Source organism: Georgenia satyanarayanai (assembly GCF_900116375.1).
Classification (GTDB): Bacteria; Actinomycetota; Actinomycetes; order Actinomycetales; family Actinomycetaceae; genus Oceanitalea; species Oceanitalea nanhaiensis.
This window is the reverse complement of sequence record NZ_UETB01000004.1, coordinates 184,661-202,011: the sequence shown is the minus strand read 5'-3', so window position 1 is coordinate 202,011 and position 17,351 is coordinate 184,661. Positions and strand designations below refer to the sequence as shown.

Below are 17,351 nucleotides of genomic sequence, written 5' to 3'. Positions count from 1 at the left end.
CCGTGGCAGCCGTGACACCCCGGCAGCGACCGGCGACGACCGCACGGCAGACCCGACCCGACCTCGACGGAGAGGCCAAAGTGGAGGGTTTGTGGAGGGTGGATCAAATCTCTATAGGCCTCAGGCCCGGGAATCCGTGGATTCCCGGGCCTGATCTGGTAGCGGGGGCAGGATTTGAACCTGCGACCTCCGGGTTATGAGCCCGGCGAGCTACCGAACTGCTCCACCCCGCGTCGGTAGTCACCACCCTACGCGGCGGTGACCCCCGGTGGCAATCCGGCGGGCAGTGAGGTGACTCACCACCCGCCGGACCGCCGCGGCCGGCTCAGCCTCCGCCGGTGTCGCCGCCCTCGGGGGGCGTGCCGTCGGCAGGCGCCTCGCCCTCACCGTCGGTCGGCGGCGTCGCGCCGTCCTCGGGCGGCGGGACGTCGCCCGCCGCGGCGGCGTCGAGCTCTTGCTGGGCCTCGGCCGCCTCCGCGAGCGCCGCCTGGAGGCGGGACTGCGCCTCGCCGTAGGTCGTCCAGTCGCCCTCGGTGAGGGCCGCCTGGCCGTCCTGGAGCGCCTGGTTCGCGTCCGCCAGCGCCTCGGTGAGGCGCTGCTGCGCACCGGCGTCGACCTCGGTGGTGCCCTCGGGCGTCTCCCCCTCGGGCGCCTCGCCCTCGGGTGTCTCGCCGACGACGTCGGCGTCACCGCCCTCGGCGCCCGAGTCACCGCCGAAGACCTGGTCGAGCGCCTCCGTCAGCGTCGGCGCGAAGCCGATCTCCTCACCGAAGGCCACGAGCACGTACTGCAGCAGCGGGTACTGCGTGCCGGTCGAGGCCTGGACGTACACGGGCTGGACGTAGAGCAGGCCGCCACCCACCGGGACGGTGAGGAGGTTGCCGTGCAGCACCTGCGACCCGCCCTGCTGGAGCAGGTTGAGCTCGGTGGAGATCGTCGGGTTGGAGTTGAAGGTGTTCTGCACCTGGCCCGGTCCGGGCACCGTGACGTCCGAGGGCAGCTCGAGGAGCCTCAGCTGCCCGAAGCCCTCTCTCACCTCACCCGAGGTGTTGCCGGTCTCCGAGTCCACCGCGAGGAAGCCGGTGAGGATGTTCCGGTCGGTCTGACCACCGGGGATGAAGCTCGAGGTGAGGGAGAACTGCGCGTCCTCCTGCTCCGGCATCTGCAGGGTGAGGTAGTACGGCGGCTGCGGCACACCCTCCCCGGCGGTGGGGTCGTTGGGGATGTTCCAGAAGTTTCCACCGGAGTAGAAGGAGGCCGCGTCCGTCACGTGGTAGCGGCTGAGCAGCTCACGCTGGACCTTGAAGAGGTCCTCGGGGTAGCGCAGGTGGCTCATGAGGTCGCCGCTGATGTCGGCCATCGGCGAGATGTGCTCGGGGAAGACGTTCTGCCAGGTCTGGAGGATCGGGTCCTCCTCGTCCCACTCGTAGAGGGTGACCTCGCCGTCGTAGGCGTTGACGACCGCCTTGACGGAGTTGCGGATGTAGTTGACCTCCTCCGGCGCGGGGCCGACGACGACGCCACCGAGCTCGTCGGTCAGCGCGTCGGTCGTCGCGTCCTCGAGGGACTCACGCGCCGAGTAGGGGTACTCGTTCGTCGTCGTGTAGCCGTCGACGATCCACACGAGCTCCTTGGGGGTGGACTCGTCGTCGTCCATGTCGACGATCGCGGGGTAGGCGCGGGCGTCGAGGGTCAGGTAGGGCGCCACCTTCTGCACGCGCTCGTGCGGGTCGCGGTCGTAGAGGATCTGCGACTCGGCGTTGACGCGGTCGGAGAACAGGATCTGCTCCGAGCCCATGCGGATCGCGAAGAGCAGCTGGTTCCAGAAGTTGCCCAGGCTCGGTCCGCCGTCGCCCTGGTACGTGGTGTTGACCTGACCCTGCGGTGCGTCGTCGTCCGGGTAGTCCAGCTCCCACGGCTCGGTGCCCTCGGGGGCGCCGACGATGGAGTAGCTCGGCGTGTTCTGGCCGAAGTAGACCCGCTCCTGGTAGTCCTCCAGCTCACCGACGCTCGGGATGCCGTACTCGAAGAAGGCCGGCTGGCCGTCACCGGACACGGTGTTGCCGTAGGCCGCGACCGCGCCGAAGCCGTGGGTGTAGACCGTGTGGTCGTTGACCCAGGTGCGCTGGTCGTTGCCCAGGCCCTCCTGGTTGAGCTCACGGATGGCGATGACGGTGTCGCGCTTCTCGCCGTCGATCTCGTAGCGGTCCACGGACAGCGTCTCGTTGAAGTCGTAGTACTGCCGGTTCTGCTGGAGCTGGCGGAAGGTGGGGCTGACGATGTTCGGGTCGAGGAGTCGGATGCTCGCGGTCGACTCGGTGTCGTTGCGCAGCTGACCGGCCTCGGCCTCGGTGACGGCGTCGTAGGTCTGGGTGTCGACGTCGTCCAGACCGTAGGCGGTGAGGGTGGCGTCGATGTTGCGCTGGATGAACTCCGACTCCGCCTCGACGGCGTTCGGCGTCACCTGGAAGCGCTGGACGACAGCCGGGTAGATGCCGCCGATGACGACGCCGGAGACGATCATGACGCCGACCCCGGCAGCAGGCAGGATCCAGCTGCCGCGGAAGGCCGAGACGACGAACAGCACCGCGATGAGGACGGCGACGATGGCGAGGATCGTGCGCGCCGGGAGGTTGGCGTTGATGTCGGCGTACGACGCCCCGGCGAACCGCTCGTTCTCCTCCACGAGCAGCGAGTAGCGGTCCAGCCAGTAGTTCGCCCCGATGAGGAGGACGAAGACGGCGGCCATGATCGACAGCTGGACCCGCGCGGCGCGGGTGACCCGCTGGGGACGACCGGCGAGCTGGATGCCGCCGTAGAGGTAGTGCGTGACGAGCGAGGCGACGAGCGTGATGAGGACGACCGTCATGAGGAAGGAGACGAGCGTGCGCAGCACCGGCAGGGTGAAGACGAAGAAGCCGACATCCAGACCGAACTCCGGGTCGGTGGTGCCGAAGGACTCACGGTTGAGCCACATGAGCACCGAGCGCCAGTTCCCGCTCGCCGAGATGCCGGAGAAGATGCCGAGCACGACCGGTGCGCCGATCATCACGAGGCGGCGCAGCGGCTCGACGCTCTCGCGGTAGCGGTCGAGGTTCTGCTGCTCGGGGGTGACGGGTGCGTAGATGGGACGCGAGCGGTAGGCCAGGCGCAGGCCGAGCCAGACGGACACGCCCATGACGAGGAAGCCGACGGCGAAGAGCACCGCGCGGGTGACCCACTCCCGCCACAGGACGGCCTCGAAGTCCAGGTGCGAGAACCACAGCACCTCCGTCCAGAACTGGGCGGTGATCATGAGGATCGCCGCGAGGACCGCGAGGACGACGAGCGTGGGCACGAGTGCGCCGCGTCGTCGGCCTCCGGCGGGCCGCGGTGGGCGTGGGACGGAAGCAGTCGTCACGTGGTAGCACCTTCGGTCGTGGAGCTGTCGGGAGGCGGCGCGAGGTCGCCCCTACCGGGACAACGCGCCACCCGCCCTCTAGGTTCCCACACGCGCCGCTCGCCTCCCTGTGCGGAGGTGCGCGATCATGGGCCCATGACGGCTTCCCCCACCGACCCCACCCCCCGCCAGCACGCCCTCACCGAGGCGGTCCGCGACATCGAGCGCCACGTCGGCTCGCTCGGGTGGGACTCCCCCGTGCTCGTGTTCTCGCTCGTGCGCACCGCCTCGGCACTGGCGGTCAACCCTGCGCTCGCCTCCGAGCTGCCCGACGGCGCACAGGAGTCGGCGCGGCTGGACCCCGAGCACCTGCTGTCGATCGAGCAGGACGGCCTGCCGCAGGCCGACAGCCTCGAGGAGCTGCTCGCCCAGCTCGGGTGGCCCGAGGAGGTCGACGGCGCCGCGATCGTCGTCGAGCGCATCGTCGTCCCCCCGGAGGCGGAGACCGACATGCCCCGCGACCCGGAGGAGGCCGTCGCCTACCTCGAGGCGCACCCCGACCGGCAGGACGTGCGGATCGTCGCCGGCGTCCTGCGCACCGGGGAGTCCTGGTGCGCGCTGCGTTCGCGCGCGCACGACTCCGAGGACGCCGTGGGCGGTGCCCCGGACGCGGTGCCCGGGCTCGTCGAGGCGCTGCGCGCCACCTTCTCCTAGCTCGGCTCCTCGCTCAGGGGGCCGGGCAGCGCTCGAGGTCCTCGGTCCGTCCCTCCGTCACCGCCTCGAGCGCCTCCACGGCGTCGGAGACGGTGTCGACGGCTGCGACCTCCAGCCCCTCCGGCACCGCACCGACGACGTCGCCGCAGTTCTCCACCGGGGCGAGGAACCACTCGGCGCCGTCGCGCACCGCACCGGCCATCTTCTGGGCGATGCCGCCGATCGGACCGACGTCGCCGGCGAGGTCGACCGTTCCGGTGCCGGCGACGACGGCCCCGTCGGTGAGCGAGCCGGGGGTGAGCACGTCGATGATCCCCAGCGCGAGCATGAGGCCCGCGCTCGGGCCACCGATGTTCTCGATGGCGAAGCCGACGTCCACGGGCAGGTCGACCTCCGGGGAGATCATGACGCCGAGGAGGCTGCCGCCGTCGCCGTCGTCGTCGGTGACGACCTCCACCTGCGTCTCCTCCCCCGCGCGCTCGACGCCGAGGGTGACCGTCGACCCGGGCGGGGTGTCGGCCAGGACGTCGCTGAGCACGGCGAAGGAGCTGAGCTCGGTGGGGCCGGCACCGGCGGCGATGGTGACGAGCGTGTCCCCCTCCTCCAGCAGCCCGGCGGTCGCGCCGTGGGGGCTGGTGCCGGCGACGTGCAGCTCGGTGGGCACGTCGTAGCCCAGCTCGGTGAGCGCCGCGACGGTGGCGTTCGTCTGCGAGGAGCTCATCTGGAGGCTCGACTCCTGCTCGACGTCCTCCCGCGTCTGCTCGGGGTCGAAGGCGGCCTCCCGGGGCAGGACCGTCGTCGTCCCCGACAGCCAGCCGCCGATGATCTGGGCGGCGGTGGCCGGGTAGCCCGGCCCGCCGCGGGTGGAGACGGTGGTGAGCCGCAGCTCGCCGTCGGTCGGGTAGGTCTCGGTGCCCTCGACCGTGATGAGCGGGGAGCCGTCCGGGACGTCCCCGAGCGTGTCGAGCGTGGGGCCGGGGCTCTGGACCGCGTAGGGCGGGGTGATGAACAGCATCGCCAGGGCGAGGACGAAGGTCACCGCACCGGCCACTGCCGCCGTCACCGTCCGAGGCGTGAGCAGCGGCCGGTCGTCGTCGGTCGTCGGAGGCTGGTCGGGTCGCAGAGGCACGGCCACATCATCACCCCGTGCGGGCGGCAGGCCGAACCGTCGGGCGCCGTCACGCCCTGGGCGAAACCGCTCCGGCCGTGCTCGGACGCGTCCGGCCCCGGGGTTACCGTGGTGCCCCCCGAAGGATCGGAGCTGTCGAATGAGCCAGGACCCCGCCGGTGAGGAGAGCTGGGAGGCGCTGCTGCGCTCCATGCTCGGGCCGCAGGCCGCCGACGAGGCCATGGCCGCGATGCGCGCCGCCGGCCTCGACCCCGAGGCGATGGCGAACGCCGCCGGCCTCCCCCAGGACCGCAACCAGCTCGCGATGATGCTCGGCCAGATGCAGCACATCCTCGCTGCCGGAGGCAGCGACCCCGTCAACTGGGCGCTCGCCGGTGACGTCGCCACCCAGGTGGTCCGCCAGGCCGGTGACGTCACCGTCACAGCGGCCCAGGCTGCCGACGCCGCCGAGGCGCTGCGCGTTGCCGACCTGTGGCTGGACGCCGTCACCGAGCTCGGCCCGAGCGGTGGCGCCACTCGGGCGTGGTCCCGCTCCGAGTGGGCCCGCGAGACGCTGCCGACGTGGAAGACGCTTGCCGAGCCCATCGCCACCTCCGTGGCCCGCGCGCTCGAGCGCGTCCTGGAGGAGCAGACCCGGGAGCTCGGCGACCACCCGCTCGCGGCCGGCCTGGGCGCCGGTGCGGGCGGCGGCATGATCCGCCAGCTCGGCGGCGCGGTCTTCGGCATGCAGGTGGGGCAGGCCGTGGGGACGCTCGCCGCGGAGGCCTTCGGCGCCTCCGACACCGGTCTGCCGCTCGTCGAGGGGCCCGACGCCGCCCTCGTCCCCGCCAACGTCAACGCCTTCGCCGAGGGCCTGGACGCCCCGGCGGAGGAGGTGCGCCTCTTCCTCGCGGTGCGGGAGGTCGCCCACGCGCGGCTCTTCGCGAACGTGCCGTGGCTGCGCGCCCACCTCCTCGGCACCGTCGAGGCCTACGCCCGGGAGATCTCCATCGACACCGGCGCCATCGAGGAGGCCGTCCGGGGCCTCGACCCGAGCGACCCGGAGTCGCTGCGCGAGGCCTTCTCCGGCGGGGTCTTCGCCCTCGAGCAGAGTGACGCGCAGCGCGCGGCGCTCGTCCGCCTCGAGACGGCCCTGGCGCTCGTCGAGGGCTGGGTGGAGGTCGTCGCCGGCCAGGCCGTCGCCCCGCACCTGCCGCACGCCGTGCCGCTGCGCGAGATGATCCGCCGGCGCCGCGCCGCGGGCGGTCCCGCCGAGCAGACCTTCGCCTCTCTCGTCGGCCTCGAGCTGCGGCCGCGGCGGCTGCGCGAGGCCGCGGCGCTGTGGACCCACCTCGCCGGCCAGCGCGGCACCGAGGCGCGCGACGCGCTGTGGTCGCACCCCGACCTCATGCCGACCGCCGAGGAGCTCGACGACCCGCTGGGCTTCGTCACCGCCCGGGACGCCGCCGCGAGCGCGGACGAGGACGTCGACGCCGCCCTCGCCAGCATCTTCGCCGAGGCCGAGCAGTCCGAGCCCACGGACGCCGCCGACGACGACCCCGGCGAGAGTCGTCCCGACGGCGACGACGACGAAGGCGACCTCCGCTAGTCCTCCGTCCCGTCCGGCTCGGGCGCCTCCTGGCCCTCGAGCCGGCGGGCGAACGAGACGCCGTCGAGGAAGCCGCGTGCCCGCTCGGTCTGGGGGTAGCGCTCGACCCAGGCCCAGAAGTCGGGGCCGTGGCCACCGACGAGCAGGTGGGCGAGCTCGTGGACGAGCACGTAGTCCAGCACCCACGTGGGCATCCCCTTGACCTGGTCGGAGATGCGGATCGTGCCGGTGCCCGGGGTGCACGAGCCCCACCGGGTGGTCTGGTTGCCCACCCACGCGACCGACTGCGGGCGGGCGCGGCCCTCGAGGTAGCGGGTGGACAGCTGCTCGGCGCGGGTGGCGAGCTGGGCGTCCGACGGCCGGCGCCGGCGCCCGGTGCGCTCGAGCCGCTCGACCATCCGCGCCACCCACTCCGCCTCCTCCGCCGCGGTGAAGCGGTCCGGGATGGCGACGACGGTGCGCCCGTTCTCGCGGAAGGCCTGGACCGTCCGCGTGCGCCGACGGCTGCGCCTGACCTCGATCTGCGACATGCCACCAATCTACGGCCGGCCACCGACAGCTCCGCCGCGCGGGTCACGGCCGTCCACAGCCACGGCTGTCCACAGGACGCCGGTGCACCCGCGCGGCGCCGGGCCTCCCGCTGCCATCCTCGACGGAGGGAGGGCAGATGCGACTACGACCAGGCACCCAGGTGCTGTGGCGCCACGAGGGCAGCAGCCAGGTGCACGCGGACCCGGACCTCGCGGTCGTCCTCGACGACCTCACGGGCGAGGAGCAGCGGTTGCTCGACGGCCTCGAGCGGGAGACGAGCGAGCACGCGTTCCTCGCCCGGGGGCGCGAGCTCGGCGTGCGCGCCGGCAGGGCGCGCGAGCTGCTGGCCCGGCTCGAGGAGTGCGGCGCCCTGGAGCGGGCCCGCGACCCGTCCCTGGACCACCAGGGGCTGGGCGCGGAGATCGACCACTGGTCACGGGTGGCGCAGCGGGACGCGAGCGCCGTCGTCGCCCGCCGCGGCGGTGCCGTGGTCGCCGTCCTCGGGCTCGGGCGGCTGGGGCTGCTCGTCGCCTCGGGGCTGGCGGCGGCGGGCGTGGGGACGCTCCTCGTGGAGGACCGGGCACGGGTGCGGCGCGACGACGTCGGCCTGGGCGGCTACGTGCTGCACGACGTCGGCAAGGAGCGCGGGGAGCGGGGCCGGGCGGTCCTGCGCCTGGCGTACCCGCACCTGCGCACCTCGGCGCCGGCCCGGACCCGGCCCGACGTCGTCGTCCTCGTCGAGCAGGACGTGAGCGACCCGGTGCGGCTGCGGCCGCTCGTGCGCGAGGACATCGTCCACCTGCTCGTCGTCACGCGGGAGGTGGACGTCGTCGTCGGCCCGCTCGTCACGCCCGGGGCGGGGCCCTGCGGGCGCTGCGTCGAGCTGCACCGCACGGCGGCGGACGAGCGGTGGCCGGCGGTGGCCACGCAGCTGCTCGGGACGCCGACCCGCGGTGTGGAGGCCGGCACCTGCCTGCTCGCGGCCGCCGTCACCGTCGGGCAGCTGGTGGCGCACCTCGACGGCCGGCAGGTGGCGACGGCGGGGACGAGCCTCGTCGTCGACGCGCGGCGCCCGGTGCCCCGGACGCAGCAGTGGCCGGTGCACCCGGACTGCGGGTGCACCGGCCTGCCGGCGCGGACGGGGGTGGTCCCCGCCGCTCGGGCCTGACCTCAGGCCGCGGGGTGGTGCTTACGGGGCCTGCCGCGTCCGCGCTTGGTCGCGACGACCTCTCCGCCGACGAACACCTCTCCGCCCCACACACCCCATGGCTCGGCGCGCTCGAGGGCGCCGGCGAGGCAGGCCTCGCGTACGGGGCAGGTGCGGCACAGCGTCTTGGCGAACTCGACGTCCGCCTGGCGCTCGGCGAACCAGAGGTCGGGGTCCTCCGTGTCCTGGCACGGGGCGAGCACGGCGGGCTCGACCAGCGCGAGCACGTCCGTCTCCTCGGCCAGGGGCCACGACTGCGAGGACCCCTCGTTGAGGCGGTCGAGAAGGGTGGTGAGTTGCACGAGTGTCTCCGTGAGTGCGAAGCCGGGTCTGGACGGACCTGCGGCAGTCCCCGGGAGGGGCGGACCGCGGTCGGGAGCTGCGCGGTCCGGCGGAGAACGTGTGCGGTTCTACGGCGTCCGGAGCGCGTGGCCCTCGGCGAAGCCGACGGGCGCGGGGCGAAGGCGGGCACAGTCCCCGGTGAACCCGGGCATGGCTCGACCCAGCCCACGGCTGGCGGCATCCATCTGAACGATGGTCATCACTGCGGTTCACCTCCCCTTCGCACACAGGGAGCCCTCGTGTGCTGGCTAGGCACGGGCCCCTACTCGGTCACGGACGAGAGGGACATTACGCCTGCGCCGTGACGGTGGGCAAGGGATTTATCGGGCAGACTTTCCCGATCGTCGCGACGGGCGGGAATCCTTGCGATCCCGCGGGCTCGGCGAGCCGGACGGCTCAGGCGCCGGGCGGCTCGACGACGACGTCCTCGCCGCGCACCACGGCGAGGACGGCCGGCCCGTAGGCCTCGAGCTTGGCGGCGCCGACGCCGCGCAGGATCCCGAGCTGGCGCAGGTCCTTGGGCTTGGCCTCGGCGATGGCGGCGAGGGTCGTGTCGTGCAGGACCGTGTAGGGGGGCTTGCCGATCGCGGTGGCGACCTGCCCGCGCCAGGCGCGTAGCCGCTCGACGAGGGCAGCGCCCTCGGGGTCGGTCTCGGTGAGCTCGGCGAGGCGGTCGCGCCGGGGCGCCCGGGCGGCAGGGCGGCGGCGCGCGGCTCCCTCCTCGGGCCACAGGCCGTCGAGGAACCGGGAGGGCTTGCGGCTCGCGCGCCCGCCGACGGTGCGGGCGCGGGCGTAGGAGAGCATGAGGTGCTCGCGGGCGCGGGTGACGCCCACGTAGAGCAGGCGGCGCTCCTCGGCGACGGCGTCCTCCCCCTCGGCCAGGGAGATGGGCAGCAGGCCCTCGCTCACCCCGACGAGGAAGACGGCGTCCCACTCCAGGCCCTTGGCCGCGTGGAGGGAGGCGAGGGTGACGCCGGAGACGGTGGGGGCGTGCTGGGCGCCGGCCCGCTCCTCGAGCTCGGCGACGAGGCCGGCGAGGTCAGCGCCGCGGGCGGCCGCGATCTCGTCCGCGAGCGCGACGAGCGCCTGGAGCGACTCCCACCGCTCGCGGACGGCGCCGCGGGCCGCGGGGGGCTCGGGTGCCCACCCCATGCCGGCGAGGACGTCGCGGACGGCGTCGGGCATGGGGTGGTCGGCCATGGTGCGGGCGGCACCGCGCAGCAGGACGACCGCCTCGCGCACCTCGCGGCGGGAGAAGAAGCGCTCCCCGCCGCGGACGAGGTAGCCGATGTCCGCCTGGGCGAGCGCCTGCTCGATCGCCTCGGCCTGCCCGTTGGTGCGGTACAGGACGGCGATCTCGTTGCGGGGCACCCCGGACTTCTCCAGCGCCGCGATGCGCGCGGCCACCCCGGCGGCCTCGGCGACGTCGTCGTCGAAGGCCTCGAAGCGCACGGCGGGCCCCGAGGGACGCTGGGCCACGAGCCGGACGGCGGCGCTGGAGCGATGGCGCCCGGCCCGCTCGAGGACGCTGTTGGCCAGGGACACCACCTGCGGCGTGGAGCGGTAGTCCCGCACGAGGCGGACCACCTCCGCGCCGGGGAAGCGGCGCGGGAAGTCGGTGAGGAAGTGCGGCGTGGCGCCGGTGAAGGAGTAGATGGTCTGGGAGACGTCCCCGACCACGCACAGCTCCTTGCGGCCCCCGAGCCACAGGTCGAGCAGACGCTGCTGGAGCGGGGAGACGTCCTGGTACTCGTCGACGACGAAGTGGCGGTACTGGCGGCGGACCTCCGCGGCGACGTCCTCCCGTTCCTCGAGGATGCCGACCATGAGGAGGAGGACGTCCTCGAAGTCGATGACGCCGCGCTCGGTCTTGACGTCCTCGTAGATCTCGAGGAGGCGGGACACGGTGGCGCGGTCCTGCCCCGCCGCCTCCTCGCGGCCGGCGGCGACGGCGCGGGCCACGTAGTCCTCGGCGGTGACGAGGCTGACCTTGGCCCACTCGATCTCGGCGGCGAGGTCGCGGATGCTCACGCGGTCCACGCCCAGGCCGAGCCGGGAGGACGCCTCGGCGACGAGCGGAGCCTTGTGCTCCTGGATCCTCGGCAGCCCGCCCCCGATGGCGGCGGGCCAGAAGTAGGACAGCTGGCGCAGCGCCGCCGCGTGGAAGGTGCGTGCCTGGACGCCACCCACCCCGAGGTCACGCAGCCGCGAGCGCATCTCACCCGCGGCGCGGGCGGTGAAGGTGACCGCGAGGACCGTCGTCGGGCTGTAGACGCCGGCGTGCACGCCGTGGGCGATGCGGTAGGTGATGGCGCGGGTCTTGCCGGTGCCCGCGCCGGCGAGGACGCACAGGGGTCCGGTGAGGGTCTGGGCCACGGCGCGCTGGTCGTCGTCGAGAGCGGCGAGGAGCTCCTCGCTGCTGGGGGTGGTCGAGCTCGTCATCGCGGTCAGTGTCTCAGCCCGCGCCGACACGCGGCCCGCCCGTCCCCAGCGACCGGGAAATACGGCGTCGCGGGGTCGCGTTATGGTCAGCGAACCCGACCCGAGGAGACCTCGATGAGCACGACGACGCCCGAGCCCGGCACGATCACGATGTACACGACGACGTGGTGCGGGTACTGCCGCCGGCTGAAGAAGCAGCTCGACGGCGAGGGCATCGGCTACCTCGAGGTGAACATCGAGGAGGACCCGCAGGCCGCGAGCTTCGTCGAGGAGGTCAACGGCGGCAACCAGACCGTCCCGACCGTCCTGTTCCCCGACGGCTCCGCCGCGACCAACCCCTCCCTCAACGAGGTGAGGACCCGCCTGGGCTGAGGTCGGCTGAGGTGCCGCGGTCATCGTGTGGGGTTCGGGTCCTGTGGGGACCCGGACCCCACACGGTCGTCAGGGGGCCACCAGCGGGCCGCCGTACCAGTCCTCGATGAGCGAGCGCGCGATCGAGGAGAGCGACGGCAGGAGCACCGTGCCCTCGGTGACGGCGTCGGCCAGCTCGGCGCGGGTGAAGAAGCGCGCGTCGGTGAGCTCCACGCCGTCGACGGCGATCTCCGTGCCCGCGCCCGCGGCGACGTCCGCCCGGAAGGCGGTCATCAGCGAGCACGGGAAGGGCCACGGCTGGCTGCCCTCGTACCGCACCTCACCGACGACGACGCCGGTCTCCTCGGCCACCTCGCGCCGCACCGCCGCCTCGAGCGACTCCCCCGGCTCCACGTATCCGGCCAGGGTGGAGAAGCGGTGCTCAGGCCAGTGGGCGGCGTGCCCGAGGAGCAGACGGTCCTCAGCGTCGACGACCGCCATGATGACCGCGGCGTCGGTGCGCGGGTAGTGCAGCGAGTGGTCGACGACGCAGCGGCGGACCCACCCGGCCTCGAGCACCTCGGTGGCCTCCCCGCAGCGCGGGCAGCGCGGGTTGCGCTCGTGCCACGCGGCGAGCGCCACCGCCGTCGTGCCCAGGCCGGTGTCCCGGTCGCTCAGCCGGTCCCCGACCTCCCGCAGGTGCCGCATCTCCACGCCGCCCAGGAGGCCCACGAGAGGGGCGTCGGTGTCGACCGGTGCGCCGTCGAGGTCCCGCTCGGAGCCGAGGTGGCCGGGCAGGACGAGCGCGACGAAGCGCGCATCCCCCTCGCGGCCGAGGTAGTGGACCTGCTCGGCCGTCCACGCGGCTGCCGGCACGTCGGCGGCGGGAAGCAGGACGAGACCGTCCTCCTCCGCCCCGACCAGGCCCCGGTGGACCAGGACGACGCGCGTGGCGGGGTCGTGCCGCAGCTCGCCGAGCAGGCCGGGACGGGCGCGGGAGGCGCCGTCGGCGTCGATGGTCGTCCGGGCGAGGGGGAGCTGGGTGAGGGCCACCCGGGCACCGTATCCGCCCCCCGATCTGGGGGCGCGCCGCGGGCGCCGCGCGTGAGGAGGGCGCGCGCGCCCTACGGTTGGGGCGTGACACGTAGAACGCCCCTCGCCCTGGCGGCGCTCGCCACTGCGGCGGTGCCGGGCCTCGACGTCGTCGCGACCCGCTCCCCGCAGAGCACCACCGCCGACTTCCAGGTCACCGGGGTCCTCGACTCCGGCGGCCGTCACTGGGTGGTCCGCTGCCCGCTGCACGCCTCGGCCGGTGCGTCGCTCGAGGCGGAGGTCGCGCTGCTGGCCGCCCTCGCGGTGCACGTCCGCGAGGGCGCGCTGCCCTTCGCCGTGCCCGAGCCCGCCGGCTTCGCCGCGCTGCCCGAGGGCGGGCGCGCGATGGTCTACCGCCAGCTGCGGGGCCGCCCGCTCGACCTCGAGCGCCTCGGCCCCGGGCCCGGCCTCGCGGCCGACCTCGGTCGCTGCCTCGCCGCCCTCCACGAGCTGCCCGCGCGCGTCGTCGAGGACGCCGGGCTGCCGGTCTACGACGCCGACGAGTACCGCAAGCGCTGCCTCGCCGAGGTCGACGCCGCCGCCCGCACCGGACACGTCCCGACCGCCGTCCTGGCCCGCTGGGAGCGGGCGCTGGAGGATGTCGCGCTGTGGCGCTTCCGCACCACCCCCGTCCACGGCGACCTCGCCGAGGAGCACGTCCTCGTCCAGGACGGGGAGGTGAGCGCCGTCATCAGCTTCTCCGAGGCGCACGTCGGTGACCCCGCCGTCGACCTCGCCTGGCTGCTCGCGACCGCCCCCGAGGAGTGCCTCGACGCGATCGAGGAGGCCTACGCCCTCGCACGGCCCGAGAACGCCGACACGTACCTGCTCGACCGTGCCCAGCTCGTCGGGGAGCTCGCCCTGGCGCGCTGGCTCATGCACGGTGTCAACACGTCCAACGAGCAGATCGTCGCGGACGCCGTCCACATGCTCGAGGACCTCGCCGAGCAGGTCCGGGACGCGGAGCCGATCGGCCACCGCGAGCCCGTCGTCGTCCCCGGCCGGCCCGAGGACTGGGCCGAGGACGGCGACGACGTCCCCGAGGAGGACCCCGCGAGCGACGGTGAGGACCTCGACCCGAACGCGACCGCCGAGCTGCCCTCCCTGCGCACCGACCAGCAGGAGCAGGACGCGCCGGCCGAGTCCCAGGAGACTGGGCCCGACGGCGGGGAGCCGTCCCGCGCGTGAGCGCAGGCCCGCCCGCCGCCCGCCCCGCCGGCACCCTGCGCCGGGACGCTGCCCTCACTGCCGTGCTCGCGGCCGTGGGAGTGCTCGCCGTGTGGTGGGTCTTCGTCGTCACCTCCCTCGGCCAGCGGGTGGAGAGCACCGCGCTCGAGGGCTCGCGGATCGGGCGGGGGCGGCTGGCCGAGGGCAGCCAGACGGTGCTCGACGTCGTCTCGGTGCTCTTCCTCGTCGTCGTCATCGCCGCTGGGGTCGCCCTTGCCCTGGCGCAGCGGCAGTGGCGCGCGGCCCTCGCGGTGCCGCTCCTCGTCGGCGGCGCCAACGTCACGACACAGGTCCTCAAGTACGGGGTGCTCACCCGCCCGGACCTCGGCGTCTCCGAGGCCGTCGCCAACTCCCTGCCGAGCGGGCACACCACGGTGGCGGGCACGGTGGCCGCCGTCGCCGTCCTCGTCGCGCCGCCGCGCTGGCGGTGGGCCGCCACCCTCGCCGGCTGGGCCTACGCGGGCGGGACGGGGCTCGCGACGATGGTCAACGGTTGGCACCGCGCCTCCGACGTCGCCGCGGCGATGCTCGTCGTCCTGCTGTGGGGCGCCCTCGCGGTCCTCGTCGCCCAGCCGCACCTGCCCGGCCCGGCGCACGGCCCGACCACGGTGACGCGCCGGCTCCTGCTCCTCGCCGCGGGGTTCGCCGGGCTGCTCGCCGCCCTCTCCCTCGTCCTCACCGCGGCGACCATCGGGCCGGGCGCGAACCGGGGCGAGCTCCTCGTCGCCTACGGCGGCGCCGTCCTCGGGGTCGCCGCCGTCACGTGCCTGACCGCCGGCCTCCTGCTGCACCTGCACACAGCACGACCCGCCTCCTGACGTCGCACCCGGCGGCAGGCGGCCCGCTGCCGTCAGTCCGCCGCTGAGACGAGCTCGACCAGGGCGCCGTACAGGTGCCCCGGCAGGTCCAGCGAGTGCAGGGCCGCGAGCAGCGCGCTGCCCTCGAGCCGCTCGACCAGCTCCTGGACGGCCGACTTGGCGTCGTACGCGATCTCGGCCTGGTCGAGCAGGGTGAAGGTCTCCCGGGCGAGGTCCGGCGTCGTCAGCCCCACGCCCTCGAGGTGGAGGACGATGCCCTCGCTGAGGTCGGTCGGTCCGAGCGGCACCACGAGCAGCCCACGCTCGTCCCGATGCAGGTCGAGCGGTCGCTGCCCCGGGTCCAGGCGTGCCGCCCGGACGGACTCGACGCCGACGAGACGGACGGTCAGCTCCCGACGTCGCAGCGCACCTGTCCCGGTGGGCGGGCGAACGGTGAGCGTGGCATCCAGGCCCGACGTCCCCGTCCCGCCCCAGCTCAGCTCCACACGGGTCTCGTGCCGGTCGGCCGGCTCGGCCTCGCCGTCGTCCTCGATGACCGTGCACACGCCGTCGGCCCCGGGGAAGACCATGAGGTCGAGCGCCGTCGGGTTGTGGCCCGGGTCGGCCATGACGTCGGAGGCGAGCGGGAGCACCGTCCCCGCCTGGGCGAGCACCGGGATGTCGTCGAGCGGCCGGTACAGCGCGCGCTTCCCGCCGCCGGAGTAGCGACGGCCGGTCAGGACGTCGTACCACCGGCCCTCGGGAAGCCAGGCGTCCACCCGGGCCAGGTGGGTCGCCGGCTCGGTGGCCTCGGTGACCGGCGCGACGAGCAGGTCGGGCCCGAAGGCGAACTGGTTGGGCACCTCGTAGGCCTCGTGCCGCTGCGGGTGGTCGTGGTACATCGGCCGGATCGGAGGCGTCCCGTCGGTGTGCGCCTCCCACATCGCCGAGTACAGGTAGGGCACCAGCTGGTGGCGCAGGCGCAGGTAGCGCGTCATCACCTGCTCCGCGCGCTGCCCGAACCGCCACGGCTCCTTGGAGTTGAAGGCGTGGCGCGTGCTGTGGAGGCGGTTGATCGGTGAGAAGGCACCGAGCTGGTACCACCGCGTCGCGAGCTCGTCGTCCTTGGCGCCACCGAGGTGGCCGCCGATGTCGTGGCTCCACCAGAAGTAGCCGACGTTGGCGGCAGTCGCGGTGAAGTAGGGCTGGAACCGCAGGGACTCCCAGCTGACCACGGTGTCACCGGAGAAGCCCACCGGGTACCGGTGGCTCCCCAGCCCCGCGTAGCGCGAGAAGGTCAGCGGCCGCCGACCGTCCCGCCCGGAGTCGCGGTAGTGGACGTGGTTGAGCAGCCACAGCGGGTCGAGGCCGGGGATGCGGGAGGCGGTGCCGGACTGCCAGTCCAGCCACCAGAAGTCCACACCGATGGCCTCGTGGGGGTGGTGCAGCCGCCGCAGGTAGGACTCGACGAAGGCTCGCGAGGAGATGTCGAAGACGATCTCGTGGCCGGTCGAGGGGTCCAGGCCCAGGTCCTGGGCGACGTCGGCGTAGGCGGCCTCGTGGGACCGCACGCCGTCACCCGGGTGGACGTTGAGGGTCACCCGCAGGTTGCGGTCGTGGAGCCGCTCGAGGAACGCGGCCGGATCGGGGAACAGGTCCGTGTTCCAGGTGTACCCGGTCCAGCCCGAGCCGAGGCTCGGGTCGATGTCCACGAGGTGCCAGTCCATGTCGAGGACGGCCACCGAGAAGGGGATGCCTGCCTCGGTGAAGCGGTCCATGAGCTCGAGGTACTCGGTGTCGGAGTAGGCGTAGTACCGGCTCCACCAGTTGCCCAGGGTCCAGCGGGGCAGCAGCGGGCTGGGGCCGGTCAGCGTGAAGAAGTCACGCAGCGCCGCCGCGTAGTCGCGGCCATGGCCGAAGAAGTACAGGTCCTCGCCCGTGGCGCGACGGGGCCGTACCCAGCCGTCCTGTGTGAGGAGCAGGGAGGCGGAGTCGTCGACGGTGGCGTACCCGTTGTAGGAGAGGATGCCCGGCTCGAGCTCGATCGGGCCGTCGACGTCGTCCAGGGTGCGTGCCGTGCCGCCGAGGTTGTTCAGCCGCCACCCCGGCTCGGGCTGCGGGTCCCCGTGGTGCCACCGGGTGCGGTGGGAGTCCTGCACCTTCCCGCGCATCGTCACCGACAGGCGTGAGGCGCTGAACGGCCCCTTGGTGTAGCTCAGGTGCAGGTGCTCGGTGCGGATGTCCAGGGCCTCGTCGGTCTCCTCGACGGTGAACTCGGGCACCGGGAAGCTGCGGTTGACGACGAGCTGGGTCGCGGCGTCCTCGAAGACGCCGTCGGCCGAGTACTCCATCCTCAGGAGGCGGGTGGTGAGCACCGTGAACCGGTACGTCTCGCCCTGGACGACGGCAGCGGGGTGCGCGGCCGCCGGGCGCAGCGCATCGGACCGGTCGACGCTGCTGGTAGCCATGGCGCCCATTGTGGGCGGCGGGGGTCGTCACCGCACGACGTCGTCGGCACCCGGCACCCTCTGGAGTGGCGCGCATCACACCCC

General features: G+C 73.8%; 13 protein-coding genes and 1 tRNA gene. 6 read left to right on the top strand and 8 right to left on the bottom strand.

Features of this window, described 5'->3' with window-relative positions; translation table 11 throughout:
* Window positions 1–156: 156 nt before the first annotated feature.
* Window positions 157–233, bottom strand: a tRNA-Met gene (locus DSZ44_RS08195).
* Window positions 234–325: 92 nt separating this feature from the next.
* Complete coding sequence (locus tag DSZ44_RS08190) at window positions 326–3,400, bottom strand: UPF0182 family membrane protein (RefSeq protein ID WP_110852117.1); 3,075 nt, start codon at window positions 3,398–3,400, stop codon at window positions 326–328.
* A 135-nt stretch (window positions 3,401–3,535) separates the two neighbouring features.
* Between DSZ44_RS08190 and DSZ44_RS08185 the strand changes: the two genes are divergently transcribed.
* Window positions 3,536–4,093 carry a PPA1309 family protein gene (locus DSZ44_RS08185; RefSeq protein ID WP_110852116.1) on the top strand — a complete coding sequence of 186 codons (558 nt, stop codon included), beginning with the start codon at window positions 3,536–3,538 and terminating at the stop codon, window positions 4,091–4,093.
* A gap of 13 nt (window positions 4,094–4,106) precedes the next feature.
* Here DSZ44_RS08185 and DSZ44_RS08180 read toward each other — a convergent pair whose 3' ends face one another.
* Window positions 4,107–5,222 (bottom strand): YlbL family protein, encoded by a 1,116-nt coding sequence (locus DSZ44_RS08180; RefSeq protein WP_181424573.1) that lies wholly within the window; start codon window positions 5,220–5,222, stop codon window positions 4,107–4,109.
* A 139-nt stretch (window positions 5,223–5,361) separates the two neighbouring features.
* Between DSZ44_RS08180 and DSZ44_RS08175 the strand changes: the two genes are divergently transcribed.
* Window positions 5,362–6,810 (top strand): zinc-dependent metalloprotease, encoded by a 1,449-nt coding sequence (locus DSZ44_RS08175; protein ID WP_110852114.1) that lies wholly within the window; start codon window positions 5,362–5,364, stop codon window positions 6,808–6,810.
* Here the strand turns inward: DSZ44_RS08175 and DSZ44_RS08170 are convergent.
* Window positions 6,807–7,340, bottom strand: a complete 534-nt coding sequence (locus DSZ44_RS08170; RefSeq protein ID WP_110852113.1) for a M48 metallopeptidase family protein — start codon at window positions 7,338–7,340, stop codon at window positions 6,807–6,809. The two genes, DSZ44_RS08175 and DSZ44_RS08170, sit on opposite strands and share 4 nt — an antisense overlap.
* Before the next feature lie 137 nt (window positions 7,341–7,477).
* Between DSZ44_RS08170 and DSZ44_RS08165 the strand changes: the two genes are divergently transcribed.
* A complete protein-coding gene (locus tag DSZ44_RS08165; protein ID WP_146237503.1) occupies window positions 7,478–8,509 on the top strand; it encodes a thiamine biosynthesis protein ThiF in 1,032 nt (343 codons plus the stop codon).
* Window positions 8,510–8,511: 2 nt separating this feature from the next.
* Here the strand turns inward: DSZ44_RS08165 and DSZ44_RS08160 are convergent, their stop codons facing one another.
* Together DSZ44_RS08160 and DSZ44_RS08155 are read right to left on the bottom strand one after the other, a co-directional pair.
* Window positions 8,512–8,850: a WhiB family transcriptional regulator gene (locus DSZ44_RS08160; RefSeq protein ID WP_110852111.1), complete on the bottom strand. Its 339-nt coding sequence runs from the start codon at window positions 8,848–8,850 to the stop codon at window positions 8,512–8,514.
* A 436-nt stretch (window positions 8,851–9,286) separates the two neighbouring features.
* Window positions 9,287–11,332 carry an ATP-dependent helicase gene (locus DSZ44_RS08155; RefSeq protein ID WP_110852110.1) on the bottom strand — a complete coding sequence of 682 codons (2,046 nt, stop codon included), beginning with the start codon at window positions 11,330–11,332 and terminating at the stop codon, window positions 9,287–9,289.
* Between the two features lie 114 nt (window positions 11,333–11,446).
* On the opposite strand from DSZ44_RS08155, the gene DSZ44_RS08150 reads away from it, so the two are divergent.
* Complete coding sequence (locus tag DSZ44_RS08150) at window positions 11,447–11,704, top strand: mycoredoxin (protein ID WP_110852109.1); 258 nt, start codon at window positions 11,447–11,449, stop codon at window positions 11,702–11,704.
* A gap of 69 nt (window positions 11,705–11,773) precedes the next feature.
* Here DSZ44_RS08150 and nudC read toward each other — a convergent pair whose 3' ends face one another.
* Window positions 11,774–12,736: an NAD(+) diphosphatase gene (nudC, locus tag DSZ44_RS08145; RefSeq protein ID WP_110852108.1), complete on the bottom strand. Its 963-nt coding sequence runs from the start codon at window positions 12,734–12,736 to the stop codon at window positions 11,774–11,776.
* Window positions 12,737–12,820: 84 nt separating this feature from the next.
* On the opposite strand from nudC, the gene DSZ44_RS08140 reads away from it, so the two are divergent.
* Together DSZ44_RS08140 and DSZ44_RS08135 are read left to right on the top strand one after the other, a co-directional pair.
* On the top strand, window positions 12,821–13,963 hold the full coding sequence (locus DSZ44_RS08140; protein ID WP_110852107.1) for a phosphotransferase: 1,143 nt from the start codon (window positions 12,821–12,823) through the stop codon (window positions 13,961–13,963).
* A complete protein-coding gene (locus tag DSZ44_RS08135; protein WP_110852106.1) occupies window positions 13,960–14,820 on the top strand; it encodes a phosphatase PAP2 family protein in 861 nt (286 codons plus the stop codon). The genes DSZ44_RS08140 and DSZ44_RS08135 overlap by 4 nt, the downstream gene beginning before the upstream one ends.
* A gap of 32 nt (window positions 14,821–14,852) precedes the next feature.
* Here the strand turns inward: DSZ44_RS08135 and DSZ44_RS08130 are convergent, their stop codons facing one another.
* Entirely contained in the window at window positions 14,853–17,267 is a 2,415-nt protein-coding gene (locus tag DSZ44_RS08130; RefSeq protein ID WP_110852199.1) for a glycoside hydrolase family 31 protein, read from the bottom strand.
* Window positions 17,268–17,351: the final 84 nt, after the last annotated feature.